Source organism: Vibrio mexicanus (genome assembly GCF_001012815.1).
GTDB classification, from domain to species: domain Bacteria; phylum Pseudomonadota; class Gammaproteobacteria; order Enterobacterales; family Vibrionaceae; genus Vibrio; species Vibrio mexicanus.
On sequence record NZ_JYJP01000090.1, the window covers coordinates 51,434 to 75,166 of the forward strand.

Consider the following 23,733-nt stretch of genomic DNA (forward strand, 5'->3'; position numbering starts at 1 on the left):
CGGAGAATAAGATCGTGTCCAAGCGTCGTGTTGTTGTCACTGGCATGGGTATGTTGTCACCGGTAGGCAACACTGTAGAATCATCTTGGAAAGCCCTGCTTGAAGGTCAAAGCGGTATCGTTAATATCGATCACTTTGACGCAACCAATTTCTCAACTCGCTTTGCAGGTTTAGTTAAAGACTTTAACTGCGAAGAGTACATGTCTAAAAAAGACGCTCGTAAAATGGATCTATTTATCCAATACGGCGTAGCAGCGGGCATTCAAGCTTTAGACGATTCTGGCCTTCAAATTACCGAAGAAAACGCGCCACGTGTAGGTGTTGCGATTGGCTCAGGTATTGGTGGTCTGGATCTTATCGAAAAAGGTCACTCTGCTTTGGTAGAAAAAGGTCCACGTAAGGTGAGCCCTTTCTTCGTACCATCAACCATCGTAAACATGGTTGCAGGTAACCTATCTATAATGCGTGGACTTCGTGGTCCTAACATCGCTATTTCAACTGCGTGTACGACAGGCCTTCACAATATCGGCCACGCGGCGCGTATGATCGCATACGGCGACGCGGAAGCGATGGTAGCTGGCGGTTCTGAAAAAGCATCGACACCACTTGGTATGGCTGGCTTCGGCGCAGCAAAAGCTTTGTCTACTCGTAACGATGAGCCACAAAAAGCTTCTCGCCCTTGGGACAAAGGCCGTGATGGTTTTGTTCTTGGCGATGGCGCTGGCATCATGGTTCTTGAAGAATATGAGCACGCGAAAGCACGCGGCGCTAAGATCTACTGTGAGCTAGTTGGCTTCGGTATGTCTGGTGATGCTTACCATATGACCTCTCCAAGTGAAGATGGTTCTGGTGGTGCACTAGCGATGGAAGCGGCTATGCGTGATGCTGGTATCACTGGTGAACAAGTGGGTTATGTGAACGCTCACGGTACATCAACACCTGCAGGTGACGTAGCGGAAATCAAAGGCATTAAACGTGCACTTGGTGAAGCTGGTGCTAAGCAAGTTCTTGTTTCTTCAACGAAGTCAATGACTGGTCACCTACTAGGTGCAGCAGGTTCGGCTGAAGCAATCATTACAGCGATGTCATTGGTTGACCAAATTGTTCCACCAACGATCAACCTTGATGACCCTGAAGAGGGACTGGATATCGACCTTGTACCTCATACTGCTCGTAAAGTAGATATGGAGTACGCTGCTTGTAACTCATTTGGTTTCGGCGGCACGAACGGCTGTTTGATCTTTAAAAAGATCTAGCTGATTCGATATCTTCAGATAAAGACTTGTCATAGAACGGCTTGATGCATAGCATTAAGCCGTTTTTTTATTTTCAGGGAAAGCGCATGTTTTGGGTCAATGGCGTTAAACAAGATATGATCTCTTTGACGGATCGTTCCTTTCAGTATGGCGATGGTTGTTTCACAACTTTAATGACTGAGGAAGGGAAGCCGTTATTGTGGATGATGCACCAAGAACGTATCGAAGCGTGTTTAAATGTATTGGGAATTGAACACCCCGATTGGAGCTTGCTTCTTCAATGGATTGAGCAGGCGGCTTTGCCTAGTGGGAAAGCGGGGGTAAAAGTTCACATTAGCCGCGGAGAGGGTGGCCGAGGCTACAGCCCTACTCAAGTTGGCCCTTCCAATGTTACCATTAGCACTTTTGCGCTTCCCGAACAGTACAGTGCATGGCGCAAGGAAGGGGTTAAGTTAGGCGTCAGCCAAGTAAAGCTTGGTCTTAACCCAATACTTGCTGGGCACAAGCACAACAATAGACTCGAGCAAGTGCTTGCGAAAGCCGATATCGAAAAACAGTCACTTGTCGATGGTATCGTGCTGGATATCAATGGCAATGTTATAGAATCGACGATTGCCAATATCTTTTGGGTGATCGGTGACACTTTGTATACGCCCGATTTGACTTTGAGTGGTGTTGCCGGTGTTGCTCGAAGAAGTGTTCTTGAAGTTGCAGAAAAAACTTCCCAAGCCGTAGAAGTGGGTCAGTATCGGCTTGAGGCCTTAATGAAAGCAGACGAAGTTTTCATTTGTAATTCTTTAATGGGCATTGTTCCTGTGACAAGAATTGCAGACCAAGAATTTAAAATAGGACCATTGACCAAGCGTTATCAGGAGAAAGTGAACACGTGATTAAAAAACTTATATCGCTGCTGTTTGTATTAGCTGCACTTGCAGCGGGTGGTTTTTTCTACGTAGCAAAGCAAGTTGACAGCTACGTAGGTCAGCCTATTCAGATAGGGCAACAAGAAGTAGTTACCATTCGTACAGGGGCGAGTCTGACCTCAGTGATTAATCAACTCACAGATAAAGGCTGGTTTGAAGACGACGAGCTGAGCAGTAGACTACTACGACGATTCTATCCAGAGCTGACTCAGGTAAAAGCGGGTACTTATGTTATCGAACCTTCTCAAACGCTTTACCAAGTCGTTGAAAAGATTGTTGAAGGTAAAGAGCATCAATTCTCGATCACCTTTGTTGAGGGCAGCCGCTTTGACGAGTGGCTCGAAGCATTAAGCAAAGCCCCTCAACTTGAGAATCTTACTCAGGACCTGACCGAAGAGCAGATTGCTGAAAAGTTGGGGATTGAGAACGAGAAACTCGAAGGTTTGTTCCTAGCTGAGACCTATCATTACACGGCGGGCACATCGGACCTTGAAATACTCTCTCGCGCTTATAAGCAGTTAGATACGATTCTGACTAAAGCTTGGGAAGCGAAGCAGGCCAACTTACCTTTAGACTCGCCTTATGAAGCATTAATTCTCGCGTCGATCATTGAAAAAGAGACTGCTGTTGCCCAAGAGCGAGAGCGTGTGGCCGCGGTGTTCGTGAATCGACTCAATAAAGGGATGCGTTTACAAACCGACCCAACGGTGATTTATGGCATGGGCGATAAGTACCAAGCCACATCGGCCGTAAAGGTTTAGACACACCAACCCCATACAATACCTATATTATTAGAGGCTGCCGCCAACGCCTATCGCTATGCCGGGCAGAGCGTCGGTCTTAGCCGCACTGAACCCAGAAGACAGTGACTATCTGTATTTTGTTGCAAGCGGGAAAGGTGGTCACGTATTTTCAAAAAATCTTGCTGATCACAACCGAGCAGTAAGAGCCTATTTAAAACATATAAGAAGTAACTAATGAGCCAAGCAAAGTTTATCGTTGTAGAAGGGTTAGAAGGTGCGGGGAAAAGTACCGCGATTAAAGCGGTGCTTGAAACTCTAGCACAAAATGGCATCGACAAGATTAAGAACACTCGCGAGCCTGGTGGTACGGTCCTAGCTGAGAAAATGCGTTCCCTAGTCAAAGAAGAACATGAAGGTGAAGTACTGCAAGATATGACAGAGCTTCTTTTGATGTACGCCGCACGTGTTCAACTAGTTGAGAACGTAATCAAACCGGCTCTCGCTGATGGCACTTGGGTGGTCGGGGATCGTCACGATATGTCATCTCAAGCTTATCAGGGGGCGGTCGTCAGTTGTCTGCTAAAACAATGTCTTCGCTTAAAGAGACGACTTTGGGCGACTTCAAACCCGATTTGACCCTCTATCTAGATATTGATCCTAAAGTTGGTTTAGAAAGAGCTCGTGGTCGTGGGGAACTCGATCGCATCGAAAAAATGGATATCAGCTTTTTTGAACGCACCCGAGCACGCTACCAAGAGCTTGCTGCTAGCGATGAGAGCGTTATTACCATTAAAGCTGAGCAAAGCATTGAGCAAGTGGCTTTAGATATTCAAAACGCTCTTGTACGTTGGTTAGGCAAATAATATGTTTGCTAAACCCTATCCATGGTTAAGCTCGGTATGGCAGCGTTGGGCTGAGAATATCGAAGCGGATCGTTTTGCTAACGCCACTTTGTTGGTTGCAGAAGATGGCTTGGGTGTTGAGACGCTTGTCGATCATTTTGCTAAAGCGCTTATGTGCCGTGACCAAGGATCAGAGCCTTGTGGCTTTTGTCATAGCTGTGACTTGATGAAGTCCTCAAACCATCCCGATTATCACGTTATTGCCCCTGAGCAAGAGGGAAAAGCAATCACTGTCGATATGATTCGCCAGTGTAATCATTTCGCCCTAGAGTCTTCACAGCTTTCTGGGTATCGACTCATCGTGATTCGCCAAGCACATAGAATGAACGAGGCGGCTTCCAATGCCTTGCTAAAAACATTGGAGTCACCGGGCGAAAAATGTCTTTTCTTGTTAGTGGCAGAACAATCAAGCCAACTGCTTCCAACCATTGTGAGCCGATGTCAGCAATGGAACGTGGTTGCGCCGTCTAGTGAAACTGTCGTGAGTTGGGTTGAAGCGGAAACCAGTCAAACTGTCGCTAAGTACCTTGCACCACTCAATGGCAATGCACCACTCAAGACACTCGCTTTCATTGAAGAAAAGGAAGCGGAAAAATATCAAGAATTGACCAAGCTGTTTGTTTCGACATTGAGGCAAGATCTTTTAGCGTCAATGGATTTGGCCAAACTTATTAGCGAAGCGCCGATACGCAGATTGAGTTGGTTGTGGATGATCCTTGTGGATGCCCAGAAAGTTCATTTCAGACTGCAAAATGACTTCATGCAGCCGGGTGCAAAGGTTATTGCTAAGCTAGTAGAGTATGACTTACTGCATAAACACACAGAGCAGTTAGTCGAACTTATCAGCCAAATGCGCGATTTCACTGGTTTGAATAGTGAACTGATGGTCATGCAATGGCTTAATCATTTATCTGAGGATTTATGTTCGTAGATTCCCATTGTCATTTAGACAAACTCGATTATAACGATCTGCACAATGGTGTGGCTGACGTAATCGAAAAAGCCGCGCAAGCCAAGGTGACAGAGCTACTGTCGATTGGTGTGACGCTTGATGCTTTTCCAAACATGATTGAGATGATAGCGCCGTTTGATAACGTGCATGCTTCCTGTGGCGTCCACCCTCTTGATGTGGAGAGTGAGTTCGCGTTAGACGTTTTGCAAAAATACGCAACGCACTCAAAAGTTGTTGCGATAGGTGAGACTGGACTTGATTACCACTATCAACCTGAAACTGCTGACTTACAGAAATTAAGATTTGAACAGCATGTTAAGTTAGCCGTTGAACTAAACAAGCCATTGATTATTCATACTCGTAATGCCCGTGAAGATACCTTGCGTATTTTACGTGAAAACCATGCGGAAAAATGTGGTGGCGTGATTCACTGTTTCACTGAAGATTTGGAATTTGCAGAAGCGGCAATGGAGCTGGGCTTTTACATTTCTATATCTGGTATTGTCACATTCAGACAGGCCACTGAGCTTAAAGAAGTGGTGAAGCAAGTGCCACTTGAAAGACTGCTCATTGAGACAGATTCGCCATACCTTGCACCAGTTCCTCATCGCGGTAAACAGAACCAGCCAGCTTATGTAGTAGAGGTTGCTGCGTACATAGCTCAGCTGAAGGGTGTTGCTTTGAGCGAAGTGGCGAAAAAAACAACGGAAAATTACCGAAAACTTTTTTTTCGATAAAAAATGTTTCAACTAAGAGAAAAAGGGCGAAAAGCCCTTTTTTTGTGCTTCAAATCACCGGATGTTGCTTTAATTTTAGTGTTTACTAAATTTGTTGAAGATGGGTGGTTAAAAAGCGTCTAATGTAATTTTGTTACATGAAATAACAAGTAGATGTTTTTTATTTACGGGTCGAAATTAATTGATAAAGTGATAAAGAGCTTTATTAACAATGAGATAGGGTTAATGTAAAGCATTTCAAGGCGGTATGTTTACTGTGATCTATCTAGGGTTTTGAAACTTAATTTCGCGTGCCGCTAGAAAGTTAGAGAGACGTCAAGATATATTTGTATCTCGAAAATATAATGCAATATGTGGTTACATTTTCATTGGGTGCTAACATTTAGGCTACGGGGGTGTGCCGTTAGAACCCGAGAATTCTTATAAATTTATCAGGAGCATAAACATGTTTAAGAACCTTTTTGCTAACCTGCAGAAAGTAGGTAAATCGCTGATGCTGCCAGTGTCCGTTCTACCTGTTGCAGGTATCCTACTTGGTGTAGGTGCGGCGGACCTTGGCTTTATCCCAGAAATTGTTTCAAACCTAATGGAACAAGCGGGTGGTTCAGTATTCGGTCAAATGGCGCTACTATTCGCTGTAGGTGTAGCACTTGGCTTTACAAATAACGACGGTGTTGCAGGTCTAGCTGCGATCGTTGGTTACGGCATCATGACGGCGACACTAGGTGTTATGGCTGGTGTGATGGGCGTTGAAAAAATCGACACAGGTGTACTTGGTGGTATCCTTGTGGGTGGTGTAGCCGCTTGGGCATTTGACCGCTTCTACAAAATCCAGCTGCCTGAGTACTTAGGCTTCTTCGCTGGTAAGCGTGCTGTGCCAATCATCACTGGTTTTGCTGCTATCGCTCTTGGTCTTGTTCTTTCTGTAGTATGGCCTCCAATTGGTTCTGCAATCGGTGCATTCTCACACTGGGCTGCTGAGCAAAACCCACAAGTTGCATTCGGTATCTACGGTATCGTTGAGCGTTCACTAATTCCATTTGGTCTTCACCACGTTTGGAACGTACCTTTCTTCTTCGAAGCAGGTTCATGTGTTAACGCAGCAGGCGAAGCGCAAAACGGCGTACTAACTTGTTACCTAGTTGCAGATGATGCATCTCGTGCAGCAGGTAATGGTTTCGGTCAGCTTGCGGGCGGTTACATGTTCAAGATGTTCGGTCTACCAGCAGCTGCTATCGCTATCGCTCACTCTGCTAAGCCAGAGAACCGCGCGAAAGTAATGGGTATCATGGCTTCTGCAGCACTGACTTCATTCCTAACAGGTATCACTGAGCCAATCGAATTCTCATTCCTATTCGTTGCTCCTGTACTTTACGCAATCCACGCTCTATTAGCTGGTTCTGCGTTCTTCCTAACAAATACGCTAGGCATCGTACACGGTACTTCGTTCTCACACGGTCTAATCGACTTCACGGTTCTTTCTGGTAATGCTCAGAACATGTTCCTAATGGTTGGTCTTGGCCTTGTTTACGCTGCAGTGTACTACGTAGTATTCCGCGCAGTAATCAAAGCAATGGACCTTAAGACTCCAGGTCGTGAAGATGAATCAGAAGACGCTGTTGTAGCATCTGGTTCTGATATGGCTGGTGAGCTTGTTGCTGCATTCGGTGGTAAAGCGAACATCACTGGTCTAGATGCATGTATCACTCGTCTACGTGTTGCTGTTGCAGACACTGAAGCAGTTGACCAAGACAAGCTTAAGCAACTTGGCGCGGCAGGTGTTGTTGTTGTAGCCGGTGGTGTACAAGCTATCTTTGGTACTAAATCAGACAACCTGAAAACTGATATGGATGAGTGGATTCGTAACCACGGTTAATCCAAACGGTAATTGAAAAAGGAGCTAACGCCTCCTTTTTTGTGCTTGTTGTTTACGATATTACTTTTGGTTACACAGAGTTGATGGATAAAAGTACTGAGTTGACGAAGCACTGACAATTCTCTCAGCCGAAAAAGGTATAAATTGAACGATGTTTTATTGTTGCTGAAAGATCATGAAAAAGAATTTACCACTTGTCGGCTTGGCCGTGCTTACTTCCATGCAGGTTTCTGCTTCTGAGTCAGATACCCAACTCGCGGTTGGTATGGCTTTCGATCAAGGTTTGAGCGCTGTTGTTGAGCTCGATAATAAATATCGAATCACCGTAGGTAACGATGGTGGTGCGTTTGATATGATATTGAAACGAGGCGAATTTGAAGAAGGCTTGCCACTTACATGGTATGTTGGCGCGGGCGCTGGAGTGAATGGGATCATAAAGAATTTGGTGCTCGTATACCGCTTGGACTGAACTGGGACTTGAGCCGCGGTTGGGACATGTATGCCCAGATTCAGCCTGAGCTTAATCTGTATAAAGGTCCAGAGCTGCAAATTGGTGGCGCTTTAGGTATTAAATATTCGTTCTAGTTGCCTCCTTTGTTATGCGTTCAACCCTTGCTAATCCGCAAGGGTTGATTGTTTATAAATCGTTTAAAACTTGAAGTTGAGGCCTAGATTTGCAGAGAATTGATTCATCCAGTCGGTTTTGAATCGAATAATGCATTGTTCAGTGGATGATGGAAGGTTACAAATCCCTGTTGTTTCGTTATCGACAACCGTACCAAGCCAGCGCACTTGGCTTGTGAGGAAAACGGACTCCGAGACTTGATACTCGACCCCACCAAAAATACTGGCTGAGAAGCCGTATTTATCGCTCGCCCATTCCACATCGGCGTAAGAACCGCCTAACCCTATACCTAAGAAAGTTGAGACGTTTTGTTGAATGGGGTAGTAGATGCTGCTTTGAAACTGCAAGTAGTGCATGGATGACTTTGTGTTCAATGTTTCTACTTTGCTGCTTTGTGTGGCATAGAACAGACCAATTCGCCCTTTGTCAAAGTCAGTTTCTAATGCAATGGCATAGCTTTCACTAGCTTCAATGTCGTATTCGGTACCTTCTTGATTCTCAACGCTGCCCCCAGCTGTGAAGCCGACTTGTGGTGCAACGTAAAATGCCGCGTGAGCTTGAAAGCTGAACACTGCCAAAAGTGACGTAATAACAAGGTAGATGTGACGCATCAGTCTTCCCTCTTTAAAATATTTTGATCAAATCACTCTCTTGGTTCCAGAATAACGAGCTGTTTGAGTATTAAGGTTCCTAGAGTACAGGGTTCTCAGAATATGAGGTCTTAAGCATGTTCCGTACGGCGCACCCATATTCAATTGTGACCATAACTCCATAATTCCGCACAAAAAAAACGTATTAATTGAACATGCCTCACACTGATGTTATTACTTTGTTAAAGGGAGGGCTTATGGAACAAGATCTTAAAATAGCTGTGGTCATGGTTACTGTCATTTTTTCGGTTATCATTGGCTTCGGCATTATCGCAATTACCAACTAAAATCGGTGTAACGCGTAATGGAAAATAGTGGTCTCATTACGAATAGTACCTCGCAAGTTAGCCTTGAACGGCTATCCAAATACACTGGCGGAAAAAATACCTTAGTCGCCCAAGGTGGTGGGCAGAGAGGCATTTTCACCGCAGGTGTCTTGGACTCTTTTATCCTTTCTAATTTCGATCCTTTCGACGAGTTTTACGGCACCTCAGCCGGTGCACTGAATCTTTGTGCTTTTCTTTGTCAGCAACATGGCTTAGGGCGCGCGTTTCTATGTGAATTAACGACTCAGCCTGAGTTTTTCCATCTATTTAGTTATATCCGTAAAAAGCAATATCTTGGCTTAGAATGGGCGTTAGATAAAATCTGTGATTTTCCCTACAAGCTAGACTTGGATATGGGGCGTAGAGTATTGGGAGGGCGCCAAGCCTTTGCGGCGGTGACACATGAAGACAGCCTGCACGACCATTATCTTCCTATGCTGAAAGAGGACTGGTACAAAGTCATGCTAGCGACTTGCGCTATTCCTAGGCTGTATCCAAATTCGGTCAAGATTGGCCAAGATAACTTTGTTGATGGAGGAGTTTCGGCGGCGATTCCTGTGCAGCAAGCTTGGCGTCGTGGGGCGCGTTTTATTACCGTGATTCGAACTGAAGGGGTGGATATCGAGCTCGAGACTAGCGTTACTGAGCCAGAAGTGAAAACTGAGAGCGAATGGCTACGTGAACCGATAGATTCTATTCAGGGACAAATGAGACAAAAGCTAGATCAGTGGAAGTCCGATTGGAATGAGTTTTTTCAGCAACAAATCTCTCGCTCAAAGGAGCAGAAACATTCCAACAAGCATTTAGAACTCATTAATGGAGGGAGATGGCTATTTGGTGCAGACGATATCTATCGCTTGAGCCACCTACTGGGGATAAGTTCGATTCAGGCATCACCGATATGTTGATGGTCCATTACCAAACTTACTCATTGACCCAAGACTTTCTTAATCGCCCGCCGGATGATTGCTTTGTTTTGCAGATTAAACCTTCTCAACCATTGAGATCCAGTTCGTTGTTGAGCAATTTGGATGATTTGCGTTTTGATTATCAGTTGGGGATAGAAGCGGGGAATCGGTTTATCGATGCTTATCTTAACGCTACGCACTCCCAATAGAAGTGCGCAACGAAAGATTATTAAGTTAGGTGACTGGAAGGATTCGCATGCAGTTGGTTGAGCCTGCAACGTCCATAATGTCCCCTTGGGTAATAATAAGAATGTCTCCGAAATCCACCAATCGACGCTCTTTTAGTGATTTCAACGCTTCTAACGCGACGTCGAAGCCTGTTTCAACGTTAGTGTCAAAATAGAGCGGCGTAACCCCACGATAGAGGTTACATCGATTTAAGGTGGTCTCGTTACGGGAGAGTGCAAATATCGGCAACCCTGTACTCAAGCGCGACATCATCAACGCGGTTCGTCCAGATTCGGTGAGTGCCACCATGCCTTTAATACCTTCCATGTGGTTTGCTGAGTAGATTGTTGCCATTGAGATGGTTTCTTCTGCAGTGATGAATGACCGCTCAAGACGATAGCTTGAACTGGACTCTAGAGCCTTCTTCTCTGCGCCAACACAGACTTCTGCCATTGATTTTACGGTTTCTACTGGGTAAGCACCTGCCGCGGTTTCCCCTGAAAGCATCACGCATCGGTGCCGTCAAGAACGGCGTTAGCCACATCCATCACTTCCGCCCGCGTTGGCATGGGTGCTGAAATCATAGATTCCATCATCTGTGTTGCGGTAATCACTGTGCGGTTGAGCGCTCTAGCGCTTTTAATGAGTTGCTTTTGAACACCAATGAGTTCTGGATCGCCAATTTCTACCCCCAAATCACCACGCGCAACCATGACGGTATCAGAAGCAAGAATAATGTCGTCAATGTTTTCTTGGCTAGAGACGGTTTCCGCTCGCTCTACTTTAGCGACTAGGTTGGCCTCTAACCCCGCGTCTCGCGCTAGCCTACGCGCATATTTCATATCTTCGCCGTTTCGTGGGAAAGACACAGCAAGGTAGTCCACCTTGAGTTCAGCCGCGAGCAAAATGTCCTGTTTATCTTTCTCGGTTAGGGCTTCTGCTGATAGGCCGCCGCCTTTCTTGTTAATGCCTTTGTTGTTCGAGAGAGGACCACCCACCGTGACCACGGTATTTACTCGACTGCCAGAAACTGATGTGACTTTGAGCTGCACTCGTCCATCATCGAGCAGTAAGACATCGTCAGTGGTTACGTCATTGGGCAGTTCTTTATAGTCTAAGCCGACTGCTCGCTCATCGCCTTCGCCGCGGCCAAGCTCGCTGTCGAGTGTGAATTTGTCACCGACGTTTAACATGATTTTGTCATTCTTGAAGGTCGATACTCGGATTTTGGGCCCTTGAAGGTCACCAAGTATCGCGATGTGAACGCCTAGTCGAGCAGCGATGGCACGCACCTTTTGCGCGCGCATACGGTGATCGTCGGCGGTGCCGTGGGAGAAATTCATTCGAACGACATTGGCACCGGCTTCAATGATCTGCTCTAGGTTATTACCTTTGTCAGTGGATGGGCCTAAGGTAGTAACGATTTTGGTTCTTCTTTGCGTTGTAGCCATTTCTGCTTCCTTGCAATCAACGAGTTTTCGTTAAGTATAAGCAAGATATTGGATTTTTCTGTGAGACAGCCAATTAAATACCTGAAGTGTTGCATTACTAAGCTGCCAGGCCTTTACTAGAAAGTGCTTGCGTAAGGCTGCGTTTTTTTCTTTCAAGAATTAATGAAAGTTTAATGCTGTGAAATGTGCTGTGATTTGACTAGGTACGCAAAGATTTATTATTAAGCGTGATGTTTGTCACGGCAATATGGTAAGGGGCTTCACAATTACTTCGCAAAGTAAAAAAATTACTAGGTTGTTGATTTTTGGAGCGCACAATGTACATGGCTCAACCCGGCCATATTGATCATATCAAACAGGTCAATGCTGGTCGTGTATATAAACTAATAGACCAAAAAGGTCCGATTTCTCGTATCGATCTTTCGAAACAGAGTGAGCTTGCACCGGCAAGTATCACCAAGATTACGCGAGAATTGATTGAGTCACATTTAATTCATGAAACTACGGTTCAAGAAGCGACGAGCCGTGGTCGCCCAGCTGTTGGCCTGCAAGTCAATAATGAAGGCTGGCAATTCCTCTCGATGCGCTTAGGGCGAGGCTACCTGACCATTGCTCTGCACGAGTTGGGCGGTGATGTTCTTATCGATACCAAAATCGACATTCACGAAGTGGATCAAGACGACGTTCTGGCTCGTCTTCTCCATGAGATTGATGAATTCTTCCAAACCTACTCAGAGCAGCTTGATCGCGTTACCAGTATCGCTATTACCTTGCCGGGTTTAGTGAACTCAGAGCAGGGCGTGGTTTTGCAGATGCCACACTACAATGTTGAGAATTTGGCCTTGGGGCCTGAAATTTACAAGGCGACTGGATTGCCGGTGTTTGTGGCTAACGACACACGCGCTTGGGCCTTAGCCGAAAAACTGTTTGGTAACTCTCAAGATAACGACAACTCTGTTCTTATTTCTATTCACCACGGCTTAGGAGCGGGTATCGTACTTGATGGCCGCGTTTTACAAGGTCGTCACGGTAACATCGGTGAGCTAGGGCATATTCAAATCGACCCTAACGGCAAGCAGTGTCACTGTGGTAACTATGGTTGTTTGGAAACGGTTGCCAGTTCTCAAGCTATTCGTGAGCAAGTTGCCTTACGACTAGAGTCTGGCGAAGAGTCTTCTCTTGAATTGGGTGATAGGCTCACAATTGAAGCGATCTGTGAAGCGGCCGCTGCCGGAGATCCTTTGGCTGTCGACGTTATCGAGCAGCTAGGGCGCTACTTGGGCTCTGCGATTGCGATCGTGATTAACCTATTTAACCCCGAGAAAGTGCTTGTAGGCGGTGTTATCAATCAGGCTAAAGAGATTTTGTACCCAGCAATACAAACATGTATTGAGGAGCAAAGCCTTCCTGTGTATCACAAAGATTTAGAGCTGGTGGAGTCTCGTTTCTACAAACAAGCGACAATGCCAGGCGCTGCGTTGATCAAGCAAGCGCTGTATGACGGTTTACTGTTAATGAAAGTGGTTGAAGGCTAGCAGACAGACGCAAGCCTTAAATGCATACAGTTGATTAAAACCCATATGGCCGTCAAGTTATATGGGTTATTTTTTGTCTTAGTCCCTAGCTATAGGCTATGTTGTTAAAGATGATGTTTAGTGAGTAAGAATATGTCTGGTGTTTTAAATACTGTCGACCAAAGAACGAATTTAGTGGGTGAAAACCGACTGGAGTTATTGCTGTTTAGTTTGAATAGCAGACAGATTTTTGCGATTAATGTTTTTAAGGTCAAAGAGGTCATCAAGTTGCCGCCATTGACCAAAATGCCGGGCTCCCATTATCACATCACTGGCGTGGCTTCTTTGCGAGGGGAATCGGTACCAGTCATTGACCTTCGTTCCGCTATTGGCTTCCCGCCTTCTACTCTTGAGTCTCCAGAAGAGAACTTGATCATCACCGAGTATAACCGCTCGACTCAAGGCTTCCTCGTTGGTCAAGTTCGCAACATCGTCAACACTGCGTGGACTGAAATTCAGCCGCCGCCAACCTCGGCAGGTAGAGCAAACTATCTCACTGCCATCACTCAAATCAAAGAAGGTGATGAGAAGCAAATTGTTGAAATCATCGATGTAGAAAAAGTATTGGCAGAGATCATCGATTACGATGTGTCCATTTCAGAAGGGGTTCTTGATGAAGAGCTAGCCTCAGAAATGGTAGGCCGTACTATCTTGATCGTGGACGACTCCTCAACAGCGCGTGCTCAGGTAAAAGGGACGCTTTCTCAGCTTGGCCTCAACATCATTGAGTGCGTGATGGTTTAGAAGCGCTTCGTTTACTTAAAGGTTGGTGTGATGAAGGTAAGGCAGTCGCAGATGAGCTGCTTATGATGATCACTGATGCTGAAATGCCGGAAATGGATGGCTACAAGCTGACGCATGAAGTTCGTACTGATGATCGGATGAGTGCTTTGCATGTCGTACTCAATACCTCGTTAAGTGGCAGCTTTAATGAGGCCATGGTGAAAAAAGTGGGTTGTGATCGATTTATCTCTAAGTTCCAACCAGACTTACTCGTCGAAGTCGCTCAAGAACGATTGCGTGGCGTTTTGTCGAAATAATTTAGTTGATGACATTGCTCAGCTCTCACTTTTGGACTCTCAAAGGCTTTAGCGTACGGTAAACCTGATACAATAATTTTGGTTGTAAAACCGCACTATCTGCGTCCTTTTAAAATTCACTTTTAGGTAGTATCGAAAATGATTTTTCTTGCAACGACTCTAGCAATAACTTTGTTAGAAGCATGGAAGAAACGACGCATGGAAGCAAGGGTAGAGCTCTAGTTCATCTCTGTAGCGAAAGGGAGGCATTGCCTCCCTTTTGTTTTTTGTAATCAAAAGCTTTGGTTACAAAGCTCTAATGAAACTCCCTTGATTGCGTTTTTAACCTAGCCATTTTGTCTGTCATATCGATAAGTCGCCCTGCGATGATATGGGTGACTTCGCCTTCTCGCTCTAAAATCCCTTTCACCATAAGCACCTTGGCTGTTAGATAAGCTTGTTTTTGTGCGCGTGCGGTGGCTTTCCACACCACAACATTGTTATTGCCCGTATCATCTTCAAGAGTAAAGAAAGTCACGCCTGCGGCCGTCCCCGGGGACTGTTTACCCGTGACAACGCCGATAATAGTGACGAGCGACTTATGTGCCTTATGGATAAGATCACGATGGCGGGTAAAGCCGCGAATTAATCCAGCTTCCTCAAGCAAAGTGACAGGGTGCTTTTGCAACGACAAACGAGTCGAAGCGTAATCCTCAATCATGCTCTCGATTTCACTGGTTCTCGGCAACGCTGGTGGCGCAGGTTCGGATACATGCCCAAACAGAGGTAGGTCAGAGGCGTTGTCCATAACTGACCAACGCGCATGATAGCGATCTTGGGTGATCCCTTGAAATGCGTTGGCTGAAGCTAATAGCTCAAGGTCACGGCGGCTTAATCCAATGTGCTTGAGTTGGCTAACCTCGGTGTAGCCGTTGTCTGGCCGCGCTTTGAGTATCTGCTTAATGGCATCTTGGCTCAGCCCTTTTATTTGAGTTAGGCCCAGTTGAATTGCGTAATCAGTCCCTACCTTCACGACCTGATGAAGATCCAATGACTGGTTAACGCAGATAGGCAGTATGGTGACGCCATGACGCTGAGCATCCTGCACTAGCTGTGAAGCACTGTAAAAGCCCATAGGCTGGCTATTGAGCAGTGAGGTATAGAAAATATGCGGATAGTAATATTTGAGCCACGCAGAACAATACGCCAACACAGCAAAAGAGGCGGAGTGACTCTCGGGGAATCCGTATTCACCAAAGCCACAAATTTGATCAAACAGCTGTTCGGCGAATTTGCTGTCATAACCGCGCTCGCACATGCCATTAATGAGCTTGTGCCTGAATTTGGCTAAATCCCCATTTTTTTTCCATGCAGCCATGGCGCGGCGAAGTTGGTCAGCTTCACCACCCGTAAAGCCTGCAGCGACCATTGCCAGTTTGATGACCTGCTCTTGGAATATGGGTACGCCCATCGTTCGAGACAGCACCTCTTTTACCTCCTCTGAAGGGTAGGTAATGGGCTCAATCCCATTACGACGCTTCAAAAAAGGGTGGACCATATCCCCTTGAATTGGCCCCGGGCGTACAATAGCAATTTGGATAACCAGATCGTAATAACAACGCGGTTTTAATCGCGGCAGCATACTCATTTGGGCCCGTGATTCGATTTGGAACACCCCCACCGTATCGGCCTTTTGCAACATGCGATAAACATCGGGATCATCTTGGCGACGGGTTATTTCTGCAATCGACAAGGTACGCCCGTGTAAGCGCTCTACAAGCTCAAAACACTTTTTAATGGCGGACAGCATGCCTAAGGCCAAAACGTCTACTTTAAGCAGCCCTAGGCTCTCTAAATCGTCTTTATCCCATTGGATGACGGTGCGATTCTCCATCGTGGCATTTTCAACGGGGACTAACTCGTACAATGGCCCTGCTGAGATGACAAAACCGCCAACATGTTGGGACAGATGCCGAGGGAAGCCGAGTATCTCGTTAACCAAGTTGATGAACTGCTGCCCCTTGAGAGAATCCGGTTTGATACCGAGTTCAATAATCTGAGCCTGCCAACCTTGAGCGCGATCGCGACGATTAATATTCTTGATGAAAAAATCGAGTTGCGTTTCGGCAATGCCCAAGGCTTTACCTACGTCTCTAACCGCACTCTTAAATCGATAGGAAATCACAGTAGCAGCGAGAGCTGCACGCTCTCGGCCATACTTTTGGTAGATGTACTGAATAACTTCTTCTCGACGCTGATGCTCAAAATCCACATCAATATCCGGCGGCTCATTACGCTCTTTGCTGATGAAGCGCTCGAATAGGACGGAAATTTGCCTAGGATCGACAGAGGTGATCTCTAGGCAATAGCAGACCACTGAATTGGCTGCAGAGCCTCTACCTTGATAGAGAATATGCTGACGCTTAGCAAACATCACGATGTCGTGAATAGTCAGAAAATAATAGGGGTAGTTGAGCTCTTCAATGAGCGTGAGCTCTTTATTAATGGTTTCATTGATGGCTTCCGGCACTCCTTCAGGAAAGCGCAGCGCTTTGCCTTTCTCAACCAGTTCAATGAGGTGGTTCATAGGTGTTTTGCCATCAGGCACTAACTCACTCGGGTACTCATAGCGCAGTTCATCAAGGTTGAATTGGCACAGCTTAGCGATATGAACGCTTTCCGCTAGCCATTCATTTGGGAAGAGCTTTAAAAGCTTTTCCTTGCTGCGTAGGGTACGCTCTGTATTGGTGAGCATGTCACGACCAATTTGCGCGACACTCTTGCCCAATTTTATGGCGGTCAACGTGTGCTGAAGGGGGAGGCGAGTTGGTGTATGCATCAATACGCCACCACAGGCTGTGACAGGTAGAGAGAGCTCCTTGGCGAGCGTTTGGTAGTGGTGAATATGAGAGTGATCGTTACCTTGGAGATGCCTTAACGCGCCAATCCACAAGCGACCTGCATGATGTTGGCGGAGCCATTGTCCCCAATGATTGTCGCTGGCTTTCATACTAGGTAGCCAAATGAGCAGACAGTGACGTACCGACATCAAGTCCCATTCTGAAAGCTGATAACTGCCTTTTTCGGAGCGGCGCCTCGCATTGGTGATAATACGGCACAGCTCACCATAAGCCGCGCGAGTTGGGCACAACAGAAGTACTTGGCATTCATCATTGAGCCAAAACATGCTGCCAATAAGCTGCTTAATGGCGAGATCGTGCTGCTTAATCGCTGCGTGAGCACGAACCACACCCGCAACTGAACATTCGTCGGTAATGGCGATGGCGTGATAGCGAAGAAAGTCGGCTTGTATCACCAACTCTTCGGCATGAGATGCGCCTGAGAGAAACGAGAAGTTACTCTGAGAAAAAAGCTCAGCGTATTGCATTGAACGCCTGCTGAGCGAAAGAAGATAGGCTCATTATCGCTCCTAGATCTTGGTTGTGATGCGTGAATTAACTAAATTGCCCGTGGATGAACCACTGCTGTTCAAGGGTGCGAAATACCCACAGCCATTGCCCCGACGAGCTGCGAGCAATGAAGTAATCTCGAGTGATATTGTTATCATCCCACCATCCGCTCACGATACGCTCTGGGCCTAAGACGATATCGACTTTCTCGTTAAGAGGTTGCGGCTTAGGGAAAAGTACACTGGGTCGAAGTGGTTGGTTAGTCTGTTGTTTGAACTCTAATCCGTCGATCTGTTGGGTGTGATCGAGTGTTGGTTCAGGGCTTTGTGGTTTAACGCCTTTTGATTTATGGGAAAGCTTCTCGCTTGGTGCACATAAGCAGAGTGCTTTTTCAGGTCGAGGATCATCGACTTTTTTCACCTTACAGACTCGCTTTCGGCCTAATTTGGCTTGGAGCAAAGTGATCAATTCAAGCTCCGACTGCTGCCCCTTACGTCCAACAAACATATCTTCACTGTTTGATTCAAGTTCTCCACTGCGAGTGAGATTGAGTGTCAGTCCATGTACGGCAGAGTCGAGTGCTAGAGCTTCCATCGACAAACGACATAGCGTGAGCCATTTTGACGCTAAGTAGTCGCCACAGGCGGACGTAAAGATGACTTGGCTGTCTTCACTGTCGCGTTGGTGCAGTGTCAGCGTGAGTTCGTACCCAACTTGGTTGCGCAGAATCAAAAAGGCCTCCAGTTTATTGAGTAAAATGGTGAGCGGTTTTTCTAGCCACTGAACATTCTCAATATCAAACAGCAGCTCTAAGTAACTGCTGAACTTTTCTGGTGGATGATAAAACGTGACAGGGTGTTTGAATTGGCCAAGCAAGCGCCCGACATAGTTAACGAGGTCGATGTTGAATCGACGTGCAATTTCACGCATCGGTAGCGCCAACAAATCAGAGATAGTGTGAATACCCACACGTTGCAGCTGCCCAACCTGCTTAGCGTCGAGTTCTGTTGCTTCTAACGGATGGGTTTCGAGCCGTTTTTGTAGATCTTCTTTATCATCGCTAATGATATTAGTGGCAGACTTTGCAAGTAAAATGGCCGAAAATGGCGAAAACCCCGTCGAAAAGTGATAAGTCAGCTTTAAAGCATTAATGTGTTGTGAAAGCCTTTCCCAGTAGGGAGTTAGGCCGCCATACAGCGTTAGCATATTGGTTGCTTTTAGCAGCACACCATTAGGTGGTAGCAAAACAATGTCAGAAGTCACAACATACAACCACTGAGCAATATCCAATAAGGCTCGCTCTTCAACTTTTTCATCGTAGGGATGAACTTGCAGATCGCTGCATAGCGCAGCCGCACTACCTAGCCCCATACCTAAATGTATGCCTTGCTCAAGCGCTTTTGAATTGGCTTGCTGAATAAGGTATTTCCGGCCGTTAACGATCACCAAAGGAGAAGGACTCGCATGAGAAAATAGCGAGTCGAGTTGCAGGCTTGGAAAGTGTAGATAGATCCAGAGCTGCATGATTAACCCTGCTTGCGAATAGGGAACGGAATAACCACAGGATCGCGTTTTTTCAGCGTTAATTCTGGCCAGTACGACGCCATATCTAAGACAAACGAGCCGTGAGGCCATCCCCCTTACGTTTGGTAATGGTGATGTTAAGACCAACAGGGTGAGCGGTCAGCTTTAAACTCAGGCTCACGGGCAGAGAAATGACATTATTATCATCTTGAGAAGCGTGCGTTTGTTTGAAGATAAATTGCAGGCAATCCCCCGTCTCACTGGCAACTTGAAGTCGCCGAGCTTGATGAATTTCTAGCTCGCCATGCCACAGCATGACACTACTGCAAGCGCCACTTTTTAGGCATTGTTCCGCCGTCCATAAGGCTTCCTGGGCACTCTTAGGATAAACCAGTAAAACTTGATCAGGGTCGATCCCCTCTGCATAGAGGTGATCTGGGCACACGTAACCGGGTGGGTGGATAAACACCACCAACCCTTTTGCTAGGCTACGACGCAAATGAGGCGTTAAAAGGCGAAGCTCGCCAATACCAGAAGGCGATTGAAGCTCAATCACACCATGTTTGGGAAAGCCACCTTGAAGTTTTTCATCCAGCAGAGCAAACCCCGTTGGTTGGAAATCCTGCTCGACATGAGTGTGAGAGCCTTGCCAAATCAATTGCTTATTTTTAGATGTTCGATCAATTCATACATAACAAAATACCTGTATATATATACAGTATAATCAATGTATGAAAAGCCACAAGAGAAAAGTAAGGTACTAACGAAAATGCCCTGCAAAAAGCAGGGCATTTAGAAGTTAGATCAGGGAGATAGGCTGATTATTTAGGCTGGGCATCAATGCACTGGCCGTGAACTTCTTTGCCTTCTGGAGCCATCAAGTAAAGATAGAGAGGCATAATGTCTTTCGGTGTTTTCAACAGGTGTGCATCTTCTGCAGGGAAGGCTTTTGCGCGCATGCCTGTGCGTGTGCCACCTGGATTAATAGCGTTAACGCGAATATTGCTCTCTGTCACTTCATCGGCAATCACTTGCATCATGCCTTCAGTGGCAAACTTAGACATCGCATAAGCACCCCAGAAAGCGCGACCAACATGACCTACGGTAGAAGAGGTAAAGATCATGCGTGCATCGTCGGATTTACGCAGCAGAGGTAAAACGGCTTGTGACAACAAGAATTGTGACTTCACATTCACTTGCATCACATCATCGAAGGTGTCTTCACCGATTTGATCAAACGGGCTGATAACACCCAAGATGCTCGCATTGTGCAGTACACCATCAAGACGACCAAATTGCTCTTCAATGGTATCCACCATATCGAGGTAGTGCTGCTTCGTCGCACCTTTCATATCAAGAGGAATAATTGCTGCTTGTGGGTAGCCTGCCGCTTCGATTTCGTCGTAAGTTTCTTCTAGCTTCTTAACGGTTCTACCGAGCAAGATCACCGTTGCACCATGTTCAGCGTAGCTAAGTGCCGCTTGCTTACCAATACCTGCGCCAGCGCCAGTGACGAGGATAACTTTATCTTTGAGGGCGTCTGCAGAGACTGAATAATCCACTGTGTGCATCCTTATTGTTATGTTCTACTTTAAGTCTTCGTGACAAGGCGGTTACAATACACTAAATCGCATACTTGGGGATATGACATTGGAATTTTTGTTGGACTACGGCCTCTTTTTGGCCAAGATTGCGACTATCGTCGTCGCGATTATTGCGATTATTGTCATCGCGAAAGGTGTGAGCGGCAGAGGTGCTGGCGCGAAAGGCGAGCTTGAGATTGTTGATTTAACGGAGAAGCACAAGCAGACCGTTGAACAGTTGGAGCACCACTTACACGACGATGCCTTCATTAAAGCGCGTGATAAAGCGGAAAAGAAAAGCGAGAAAGAGCAAGCGAAGTCTCGTGAGAAAGAGATCAAGAAAGCCGCTAAAGAGGGCGATTTGGACTCAAAGCGCGAACCACATCTGTTTGTATTAGATTTCAATGGCAGCATTGATGCAAAAGAGGTGGCGTCGCTACGTGAAGAAGTGACGGCGATTCTAGCGGTTGCGCGTGAAGGCGATGAAGTCTTGCTACGTCTAGAAACTGGCGGCGGTATGGTGCATGGCTATGGCTTGGCATCTTCGCAGCTTGATCGCATAAAATCAGCTGGCTTACCGCTGACCATTGCCGTTGATAAAGTGGCGGCGAGTGGCGGTTACATGATGGCCTGTATTGCTGACAAAATTGTTTCTGCGCCATTTGCTATTGTGGGTTCAATTGGTGTTATTGCTCAACTACCAAACTTCAATAAGCTTCTGAAAAAGCATGATATTGAATTCGAGCAGCTGACGGCGGGTGAATACAAACGTACATTGACGATGTTTGGCGAAAATAGCGATAAAGCTCGTGAGAAGTTCAAACAAGAGCTTGAGGAAACACACGGCCTATTTAAAGACTTCATTCGCGACCACCGTCCAGACCTTGACTTAGATAAAGTCGCGACAGGTGAACATTGGTTTGGTACTCAAGCAAAAGAGCTAGGCTTAGTTGATGAAATCAGCACTTCAGATGATTTGGTTGTAGCGGCATGTAAAGACAAGACGGTCCTGTCGATTCGTTATGTGCAAAAGAAAAAGCTCACCGACAAGCTGGCTGGGTCTGCTGGGGAAGCCGCTGACAGCGTTCTGATGAAACTCATTAGTCGCGGCCAACGCCCGATTGTATAACGGCTTTATTATCGATTTCGAAAGGCTAACTTAGGTTAGCCTTTTTTATTGCATATTCATTCATTTTGATCTTCAGTTAAATGGCGAGTGTGCATAATGAATCTTGTTGTTAAAGCAATAGGTATTCACCTGGCTTATCTATCACTCTTCGTATAAACAACGACTAACCCCAAAAATAGAACGATTATTCCGAATATTACCTTCGGTTGTACAGAGTTTGCCTAGTAAAACTGGGTACGGAAACGTTTATCCTTGGTAAAAGCATGGATAAATGTTTCAGCGGTTACATTTTTAAAGTACCTGATGATTTTGAATTAATATACGATCACGCCCCTGAATTTTCTAGCACGTAAATTTATGCGCTAGTGGCTTGATCTGGTGTATTAATGGAAAACCTATCTTATTTGATTGCATTTAATCATTTATCTTTTGCGATAGTAGCCGTGGTAATCATGGTGCTGCTGTCTCGTACAATTGTAGCAAATACAAAGTACTCAGCAGTTTTAGTTATCGTAGTGCTTGGCCTATCTATAGGCACATTGTTTGTAAAAACAGGTTTAGCACAGCCAGGGCTGAAGGAGTTCCCTGCAATTGTACTACTCAGTCAGACGACCGTGATCGCTCTGATTGCGACGTTTTTTGTTGGTGGACAAGAAATTCGTCGCCTACTGATGAAGGAGTTTGGTAGCAACGAGAGCCTTGTTGTTGCTGCCAAAAATGAAGTCGTTGTTGGTACAACAAGTACTCAGCTGATCTACATCGTTCGAGCTTTCTTCCTGCTTATGGGCATTGAGATGGTATCAGCGATGCTGACGGGCCGTAGTGTGGATCATCCACTGGGCGACTCTTACCTTGCTCTAGCGTATCTGTGTATTGGTATTGCGCTTATCTTGATTGATAGTAAGGCACAAATTGCTGACAAGCGCGGTTACTTGTTCAAAGGCTTTATGGAAGTGATGGCGATCATCGGTATTTTGATGATCTCGCTAAGACTGTCTATTTGGATCTCGAGTGTGATTGGCCTGCCGCAAATATTCTTTGCTATGGTGATTTCATCAGGTTTAGGTATGGCAATGCCGAAATGGCGAGCGGGCCCTACGCTGAACGCATTGCTGTTTGCAGGTATTCCTGTTCTGTTGACTGGTACGTTCCTAGTAGGTGGCTCTCACATGCTTGAAGCCTTCTCCATTCCTGGACTACAGAGCGTGATTGTTTACGGGTTTGCAGGTCAAATGTTCTGGATGTTTGGCGGTCTGACGATTCTTATCTTCCTAGCGAAAGCGAATCATGTACGTAACCTTGCGCCGGGTATGGCGGGTGGATTGTCTCACTCAGGTCTTACTGGTGCGTGTACCGCAGGTGACTTTGGTGGTACGGCTGCTGCTCGTGCGCCAATCATGATTAACATTCCATTTATTGGTCATATTTTCGTGTTTACCATTCTTGCGGCAAGTGCTGAACGTGGTGTGCTGCTTGCGCATTGGACGTTGCCACTGGTACTGCTCGGTTTAGGGTTTGTGTACCTTGCGTGTAAAAACTTGCGTAAAGCGGCGGGTGATGATGCCACTGAAGTGAAAGGCTTAATGCAGTTCTCATTTGGTTGGCAGATTGTTGCTGTATTTGGCAGCTTTACTATCTTGCACTTCGCGGGTATGCCGATTGAGCACGCATCGATGGCTGCGGCATCAGGTCTATCTCACTTTGGCCTGTTTGCAGCAACGCAAGGCGGTATGTTTGGCCCTGAAGCAGCAGCAATGATTACCTTCATTTTCGCAACGCCATTCTTAGTGCATCCGTTAGTATTTGGCCTGTTTGGTAAGGCGACGGAGAACAACGGCGAGATGTCGAATAAAGCCGTGATGGTTATCTTTATTTTAGGAACCTTAGGTGTCCTTTATTCAGCATTTTCGGTATAAG

General features: G+C 46.1%; 13 protein-coding genes and 7 pseudogenes. 14 read left to right on the forward strand and 6 right to left on the reverse strand.

What is annotated here, in order from left to right; genetic code table 11:
- Positions 1 to 14: 14 nt before the first annotated feature.
- From fabF to UA76_RS12650, 8 genes and pseudogenes are all read left to right on the forward strand, one after another.
- Positions 15 to 1,256, forward strand: coding sequence for a beta-ketoacyl-ACP synthase II (gene fabF, locus UA76_RS12615; protein WP_047046682.1), 1,242 nt, complete (start codon positions 15 to 17; stop codon positions 1,254 to 1,256).
- 86 nt (positions 1,257 to 1,342) lie between these two features.
- On the forward strand, positions 1,343 to 2,146 hold the full coding sequence (pabC, locus tag UA76_RS12620) for an aminodeoxychorismate lyase (protein ID WP_047046686.1): 804 nt from the start codon (positions 1,343 to 1,345) through the stop codon (positions 2,144 to 2,146).
- Positions 2,143 to 3,157: pseudogene (gene mltG, locus UA76_RS12625) on the forward strand (endolytic transglycosylase MltG). Before pabC ends, mltG begins: the two are co-directional and overlap by 4 nt.
- Positions 3,157 to 3,785 (forward strand): annotated as a pseudogene (gene tmk / locus UA76_RS12630) (dTMP kinase). The pseudogenes mltG and tmk overlap by 1 nt, the downstream one beginning before the upstream one ends.
- Position 3,786: 1 nt before the next feature.
- Positions 3,787 to 4,755: a DNA polymerase III subunit delta' gene (gene holB / locus UA76_RS12635; protein ID WP_047046689.1), complete on the forward strand. Its 969-nt coding sequence runs from the start codon at positions 3,787 to 3,789 to the stop codon at positions 4,753 to 4,755.
- On the forward strand, positions 4,746 to 5,513 hold the full coding sequence (locus UA76_RS12640; protein WP_047046692.1) for a TatD family hydrolase: 768 nt from the start codon (positions 4,746 to 4,748) through the stop codon (positions 5,511 to 5,513). The genes holB and UA76_RS12640 overlap by 10 nt, the downstream gene beginning before the upstream one ends.
- Before the next feature lie 445 nt (positions 5,514 to 5,958).
- Positions 5,959 to 7,389 carry a PTS glucose transporter subunit IIBC gene (gene ptsG, locus UA76_RS12645; RefSeq protein ID WP_047046695.1) on the forward strand — a complete coding sequence of 477 codons (1,431 nt, stop codon included), beginning with the start codon at positions 5,959 to 5,961 and terminating at the stop codon, positions 7,387 to 7,389.
- 220 nt (positions 7,390 to 7,609) lie between these two features.
- Positions 7,610 to 7,974, forward strand: a pseudogene (locus UA76_RS12650) (hypothetical protein).
- Between the two features lie 63 nt (positions 7,975 to 8,037).
- Here the strand turns inward: UA76_RS12650 and UA76_RS12655 are convergent.
- Complete coding sequence (locus UA76_RS12655) at positions 8,038 to 8,625, reverse strand: outer membrane beta-barrel protein (RefSeq protein ID WP_047046698.1); 588 nt, start codon at positions 8,623 to 8,625, stop codon at positions 8,038 to 8,040.
- A 236-nt stretch (positions 8,626 to 8,861) separates the two neighbouring features.
- Between UA76_RS12655 and cydH the strand changes: the two genes are divergently transcribed.
- Together cydH and UA76_RS12665 are read left to right on the forward strand one after the other, a co-directional pair.
- Entirely contained in the window at positions 8,862 to 8,951 is a 90-nt protein-coding gene (gene cydH / locus UA76_RS23690; protein WP_047046701.1) for a cytochrome bd-I oxidase subunit CydH, read from the forward strand.
- Between the two features lie 17 nt (positions 8,952 to 8,968).
- Positions 8,969 to 10,107: pseudogene (locus UA76_RS12665) on the forward strand (patatin-like phospholipase family protein).
- A 25-nt stretch (positions 10,108 to 10,132) separates the two neighbouring features.
- On the opposite strand, the pseudogene pyk reads toward UA76_RS12665, so the two are convergent.
- Positions 10,133 to 11,577: pseudogene (gene pyk, locus UA76_RS12670) on the reverse strand (pyruvate kinase).
- Between the two features lie 317 nt (positions 11,578 to 11,894).
- Between pyk and mlc the strand changes: the two are divergent.
- On the forward strand, positions 11,895 to 13,112 hold the full coding sequence (gene mlc, locus UA76_RS12675; protein ID WP_047046702.1) for a sugar metabolism global transcriptional regulator Mlc: 1,218 nt from the start codon (positions 11,895 to 11,897) through the stop codon (positions 13,110 to 13,112).
- A 132-nt stretch (positions 13,113 to 13,244) separates the two neighbouring features.
- Positions 13,245 to 14,191: pseudogene (locus UA76_RS12680) on the forward strand (chemotaxis protein CheV).
- Positions 14,192 to 14,486: 295 nt separating this feature from the next.
- On the opposite strand, the gene UA76_RS12685 reads toward UA76_RS12680, so the two are convergent.
- From UA76_RS12685 to UA76_RS12700, 4 genes and pseudogenes are all read right to left on the reverse strand, one after another.
- On the reverse strand, positions 14,487 to 17,558 hold the full coding sequence (locus UA76_RS12685; protein WP_047046705.1) for an error-prone DNA polymerase: 3,072 nt from the start codon (positions 17,556 to 17,558) through the stop codon (positions 14,487 to 14,489).
- A gap of 67 nt (positions 17,559 to 17,625) precedes the next feature.
- Positions 17,626 to 19,104, reverse strand: coding sequence for a Y-family DNA polymerase (locus UA76_RS12690; RefSeq protein WP_047046708.1), 1,479 nt, complete (start codon positions 19,102 to 19,104; stop codon positions 17,626 to 17,628).
- Between the two features lie 2 nt (positions 19,105 to 19,106).
- A pseudogene (imuA, locus tag UA76_RS12695) lies at positions 19,107 to 19,797 on the reverse strand (translesion DNA synthesis-associated protein ImuA).
- A gap of 128 nt (positions 19,798 to 19,925) precedes the next feature.
- Positions 19,926 to 20,666 (reverse strand): YciK family oxidoreductase, encoded by a 741-nt coding sequence (locus UA76_RS12700; RefSeq protein ID WP_047046711.1) that lies wholly within the window; start codon positions 20,664 to 20,666, stop codon positions 19,926 to 19,928.
- A gap of 88 nt (positions 20,667 to 20,754) precedes the next feature.
- Between UA76_RS12700 and sohB the strand changes: the two genes are divergently transcribed.
- Together sohB and UA76_RS12710 are read left to right on the forward strand one after the other, a co-directional pair.
- Positions 20,755 to 21,816, forward strand: coding sequence for a protease SohB (gene sohB, locus UA76_RS12705; RefSeq protein ID WP_157617631.1), 1,062 nt, complete (start codon positions 20,755 to 20,757; stop codon positions 21,814 to 21,816).
- A gap of 386 nt (positions 21,817 to 22,202) precedes the next feature.
- Positions 22,203 to 23,732, forward strand: a complete 1,530-nt coding sequence (locus UA76_RS12710; protein ID WP_047046715.1) for a hypothetical protein — start codon at positions 22,203 to 22,205, stop codon at positions 23,730 to 23,732.
- Position 23,733: the final 1 nt, after the last annotated feature.

Excerpts from the sequence above, each read along its gene's own strand:
- pabC (WP_047046686.1), top strand. The coding sequence starts at position 1,343 with ATGTTTTGGGTCAATGGCGTTAAACAAGATATGATCTCTTTGACGGAT.
- holB (WP_047046689.1), top strand. The coding sequence starts at position 3,787 with ATGTTTGCTAAACCCTATCCATGGTTAAGCTCGGTATGGCAGCGTTGG.
- UA76_RS12640 (WP_047046692.1), top strand. The coding sequence starts at position 4,746 with ATGTTCGTAGATTCCCATTGTCATTTAGACAAACTCGATTATAACGAT.
- ptsG (WP_047046695.1), top strand. The coding sequence starts at position 5,959 with ATGTTTAAGAACCTTTTTGCTAACCTGCAGAAAGTAGGTAAATCGCTG.
- UA76_RS12655 (WP_047046698.1), bottom strand. The coding sequence starts at position 8,625 with ATGCGTCACATCTACCTTGTTATTACGTCACTTTTGGCAGTGTTCAGC.
- cydH (WP_047046701.1), top strand. The coding sequence starts at position 8,862 with ATGGAACAAGATCTTAAAATAGCTGTGGTCATGGTTACTGTCATTTTT.
- mlc (WP_047046702.1), top strand. The coding sequence starts at position 11,895 with ATGTACATGGCTCAACCCGGCCATATTGATCATATCAAACAGGTCAAT.
- UA76_RS12685 (WP_047046705.1), bottom strand. The coding sequence starts at position 17,558 with ATGCAATACGCTGAGCTTTTTTCTCAGAGTAACTTCTCGTTTCTCTCA.
- UA76_RS12690 (WP_047046708.1), bottom strand. The coding sequence starts at position 19,104 with ATGCAGCTCTGGATCTATCTACACTTTCCAAGCCTGCAACTCGACTCG.
- UA76_RS12710 (WP_047046715.1), top strand. The coding sequence starts at position 22,203 with ATGGAAAACCTATCTTATTTGATTGCATTTAATCATTTATCTTTTGCG.